The following is a 4,352-nucleotide window of genomic DNA, read 5'->3' on the forward strand; positions in this document are numbered from 1 at the left end:
GCCATGGCGCCGACCACCGCTTCGCCGTATCGCGCGGAGGTCCACAACTTGGCTTCGCAACCCGGGTCCGCCGCGCGGCCGTTGTAACACGGCCGGCCCAGATACAGTGCCGGCTTTGTATCCAGAGCCAATAACGGCAACATCAGCGATGAACGCGTGGTAGGGTCGGCCGCCGGCCATCGGCCCTGCTGCCACGGCCGGCCGTCCCCTTCCAGATAGACATGCAAGGTTAGATCGCCCGCCTGGCCAGGCTTGTAAAAAGCCGCCAGCCGATAAGGCCCGCCCGGCAATTCCAGCGTTTGCAAGTTTAACTGTTCGGCCTGCGCATACAGTTTTGCCGCGGGCGAACTGCAAGCGGTAACGGCCGATAAACAGCATAACCAGCCCAATCGGCGGACAAACCCTATCAATTGGCGGTTTCCGCCGTTAGTTGGTTATTTTTCAGACCGATGTTCACGGTTTGAGTTTGGTGAGCCTTTACGCTCGCCACCGCCCGCCACTGCGCGCTATCCAGTTGCCGAAAACCGGCAAACAAGCCGATGGTTTGCACATCGTCAGCCGGGTTTAGCGTCAGGCTTTTGCTTTCGCCCGGTTGTAGCAGCAGCTCTTGTTTGCGCGCCAAATCGGCCGCCAGCGTGGCTTTTTCGTCGTTAAATATGGCGAAAAAATCGGCGGAATTGAAGTTGCTTTGTTCGCGCAATTCGTAGATCCGCAGCATGACCGGCGCGCCATTGCCATTGATGTCGGCATTCAGATCGGCGGAGGTCTCTATTTGTAAGTTCACGATGGTCGGCGGCGGCGGAGGCGGCTGAACCGGCGGGTCGCCGGCGCAACCCGGCAGCAAAGCGGTCAGCAATACTAAAAATACAAGTCGTTTCATGGTTATGTCCTTATCGAGTTGAGAGTTACCGGCACCATTTTGAACCAGCCAGCGCCGATTCGCCAACCGGGCAATTCGGCACCGGCGCAAAGCTGCGGATTTTCACGGCCGGTAACGGCAAACCAGCCTGGCCGAAGTTCGCCGAGACGACAGCAACCCCGGGTTTCGGCTAAAATCAACCAAACACCATCATTCCGCGGCATCATGAACTCATTTGACCAAGCATTAAAAGCTTTTCAGCTGTCGAGCATTAGTTTTGACGAATTATTGCAAATCGCCCGCCGGACGGGGCAGACATCCGAACCCCAGGTTGCGGAAGCAAAACGCTGCTTGAACGCCGAATTCCGGGCCGGGCGCCTGTCGCCGCAAACTTTTGCCGCACTGGACGCGGAACTCAACGACAGAACCCAAATCGCTCCATCCGCAAAACCGGTAACCGCAAAGCCTCCCCTCGCCCCGAGCAGCGAGGAAGCCACCGTTATGCAGGATCCGCACACCGCCGCCGCGCCGCCCACCGTCATGGACACGGAATCGTTGCTGAACGGTTTGCGGGAATCCCACCCTCACGAGGAGTTAACGGTCGGCAGCACATTGAAAAACCGTTTCGTGCTGCAACAGCTGCTGGGCGTGGGCGGCATGGGCATGGTGTTCAAGGCCACCGATTTGCGCAAAATCGAGGCGCAGGACAAGGAACCCTATGTAGCGTTGAAAGTGCTGAACCAGGATTTTCAGGCCAACCCCATGGCGCTGGTGTCGCTACAACGCGAAACCAAGCGCGCGCAAACCCTGTCTCATCCAAACATTATCAAGGTTTACGATTTCGACCGGGACGGCGGCCATGTGTTCATGTCCATGGAATATTTGCAGGGCAAACCGCTTAGCCATCTAATCAAGGAATTTCCGGAAGGCATGCCGTTTAAACAGGCTTGGCCTATCATTCACGCCATGGCGGACGCTTTGCGGCACGCGCATAACAAGAATATCGTGCATTCCGATTTCAAACCCGGCAACGTGTTTATCGACGAGAGCGGCGAGGTCAGGGTGCTGGATTTCGGCATCGCCTGCGCCATCGGCCGCGGCGATAAAGACCATCAGGACGCCACGGTCTTCAATGCCCGATCCCTGGGCGCTTACACCCCCGCTTACGCCTCGTTGGAACAATTGCAAAGCAGCGATCCGGATCCGCGCGACGACATTTACGCCCTGGCTTGCGTCAGTTACGAGCTGTTGACCGGCAAGCATCCTTTCGGACGCTTGTCCGCCGAAAAAGCCCAGGAAGTGAATTTACAGGTCAAACCGATTGCCAAATTATCCCGCCGGCAATTCAAGGGTTTGCAGAAAGCGCTGGCTTTCGAGCAAGCCCAGCGCACCAAGACCGTGGATGCGTTTTTGTCCGCCTTGGGGCCGCGCACGACGGTATTTTACGGTCTATGGGGCACGGGGATTTTCGCTTTCGGCTTGTTTGCCGCCAACATCTATTTGAGCATGATCGCCCCGCCCAAGGTAGTCGAAACGCCCAAGGTCAACGTACAACTGTCGCCGGAGCAACAACAAAAAATCAAGGACCTGCTGGAATTGGCCGGTATCCATGCCGATGTCGGCTACCTGACGGCCCCCACCGGCAGCAACGCCTTATGGGCTTACCGGGAAGTGCTGAAAATCGACCCGTACAATAAAGCCGCCACCAACGGCATCATCGGCATCGCCGACACCTTGGAACAGCAAGCCTGGGAAGCTTATGAAAGAAACGACCGCTCGACGGCGTTGAAAAGGGTTCAGGACGGCTTGGAGGCGTATCCTACCCATAAAGGCTTACTGAACTTGCAAGAAAAACTCCGTTCCAACCTGTAATTTCGAACGCCTATATTATTTCAATCGGCATTACCGTGAACTTGCTCTATAATTTAACCATTATCGAATAGTTATTTGGAGTTCATCATGCGGCAAACCATCCGCTCATCAGCAATCGCAACATTGCCAGCGAACCGGGTCAAGGCATGTTATGCAACTCGGCAAATACTCATAGGCTTAGGCGCGCTGTTTTTTGGCGGATCGGTTTTAGCCGAAAGCGTCAATCCTAATCAGCAGGCTGCCGGAGCGGTACTAAACAACTGCTTTACTATCTATGACGACTTGGTATCGGGCGAATCCATAGACCCCAGCGAAGTTCCGTCGATATGCAGCACCAGTTACTCGTCGGAAAACCTGCAAAGTGTCACTCCGGACCAGATTCTTTCCATGGGCTCGATGGCGACCCGGCTTAACGGCGGCAAAGTCACTCAGCCCGCCAATTATTTCGGTTTAAATCAAAAAAAACATCTGGGCGGCGGATCAGGCGATATCGAAATTCCGCGCTTGAACTTTTGGAGCAAAGTCGACAGCGACTTCGGTTCGCTAGCCAATACCTTTACCCAGCCCGGATTCAAGTTCGACAACCACAACTTCGTGTTCGGCGCCGATTACCGCCTGAAAGACAATTGGGTGGCGGGCGGCTCCTTCGCCTATCGGCACAATAACGCCAGCTTTAATGCCGGACGCGGCGAGACCGCTAACGACAGCTATACCGGCGCGCTCTATACCGCGTACAACATCACCGATGAGGCGCACGTGGAAGCCACGGCATCCTACGGCGGCTTTAACTACGACACTAGCCGCAATATCACGGTCAACGGTCAATCCTCCGTGGCCAAGGCCTCGCCCAACGGCGGCCAATACGCATTCAGCTGGGGCGGCGGTTACGATTTTAATTTCCAGGCCTTGACTATCGCCCCCTATGCCCGCGGCGAATACATGAACCTGGATATCGACGGTTACAGCGAATCCGGCAGCCTTTACGCGGTGAGATTCGGCAAACAAAGCATAGAATCGTTAACCTCGACCGTCGGCATACAAACCGCCTATGCGATCAGCTTTCCCTGGGGCGTCTTGATACCGCAGCTGCGCGGCGAATGGCACCACCAGTTCAAGGACGGCCAACGCCAAATCCAGGCCGGTTTCATTAACGACCCGCTTAACCAAACTTTTGCGATAACCAGCGAAGGCCCCAGCCGCGATTACTACACCTTCGGCGCGGAAGTTTCCAGCGTGTTCGCCGGCGGCGTGTCGGCATTTTTGGCCTATGAAACCCTGCAAGGCTATACCAGCATCAACAGCAATAAATTAATGCTGGGCGCCAGACTGGAATTTTAAGCGCTACTCGCAAACAACAAAAAGGGCGCCACGCGCCCTTTTTTTATGCGTAAAAAACATCTTCTCGTTCCCACGCTCCTGCGTGGGAAGGTACGGTTACGGTATGAATTCCCACGGAAGACTGTGGGAAACAGCAAATCCACCTTTTACGACAGCCTCTACCGGACATTCGTACCGCTAAAATTTCAGGAAGAGCGCAGGCAGCGAACGGCCAATGGACTAAACCGCTACGCGGTATGGAGTCTGTGTAGCCAAGCTTGAGGGCATTGGCAGCATATCCTGT

3 protein-coding genes and 1 pseudogene are annotated in these 4,352 nt (G+C 55.5%); 2 read left to right on the top strand and 2 right to left on the bottom strand.

From position 1 onward, the window contains the following. Positions 1–410 (bottom strand): annotated as a pseudogene (locus NP596_RS20075) (alpha/beta hydrolase); the annotation flags it as partial. Next, the gene (gene tssJ, locus NP596_RS20080) at positions 407–880 is read right to left on the bottom strand and encodes a type VI secretion system lipoprotein TssJ (protein ID WP_256617172.1); all 474 of its coding nucleotides are present in this window, start codon (positions 878–880) and stop codon (positions 407–409) included. The gene tssJ and the pseudogene NP596_RS20075, both read right to left, overlap by 4 nt. Positions 881–1,084: 204 nt before the next feature. On the opposite strand from tssJ, the gene NP596_RS20085 reads away from it, so the two are divergent. Both NP596_RS20085 and NP596_RS20090 read left to right on the top strand, forming a co-directional pair. Continuing rightward, the gene (locus NP596_RS20085; RefSeq protein ID WP_256617173.1) at positions 1,085–2,731 is read left to right on the top strand and encodes a serine/threonine-protein kinase; all 1,647 of its coding nucleotides are present in this window, start codon (positions 1,085–1,087) and stop codon (positions 2,729–2,731) included. An 87-nt stretch (positions 2,732–2,818) separates the two neighbouring features. Next, positions 2,819–4,069, top strand: a complete 1,251-nt coding sequence (locus tag NP596_RS20090; RefSeq protein WP_256617174.1) for an autotransporter outer membrane beta-barrel domain-containing protein — start codon at positions 2,819–2,821, stop codon at positions 4,067–4,069. Positions 4,070–4,352: the final 283 nt, after the last annotated feature.

Source organism: Methylomonas rivi (genome assembly GCF_024505165.1).
GTDB classification, from domain to species: domain Bacteria; phylum Pseudomonadota; class Gammaproteobacteria; order Methylococcales; family Methylomonadaceae; genus Methylomonas; species Methylomonas rivi.

What these genes read in the sequence shown, in the direction of transcription:
- tssJ (WP_256617172.1), bottom strand. Translation starts at nt 880, where the DNA reads ATGAAACGACTTGTATTTTTAGTATTGCTGACCGCTTTGCTGCCGGGT.
- NP596_RS20090 (WP_256617174.1), top strand. Translation starts at nt 2,819, where the DNA reads ATGCGGCAAACCATCCGCTCATCAGCAATCGCAACATTGCCAGCGAAC.
- NP596_RS20085 (WP_256617173.1), top strand. Translation starts at nt 1,085, where the DNA reads ATGAACTCATTTGACCAAGCATTAAAAGCTTTTCAGCTGTCGAGCATT.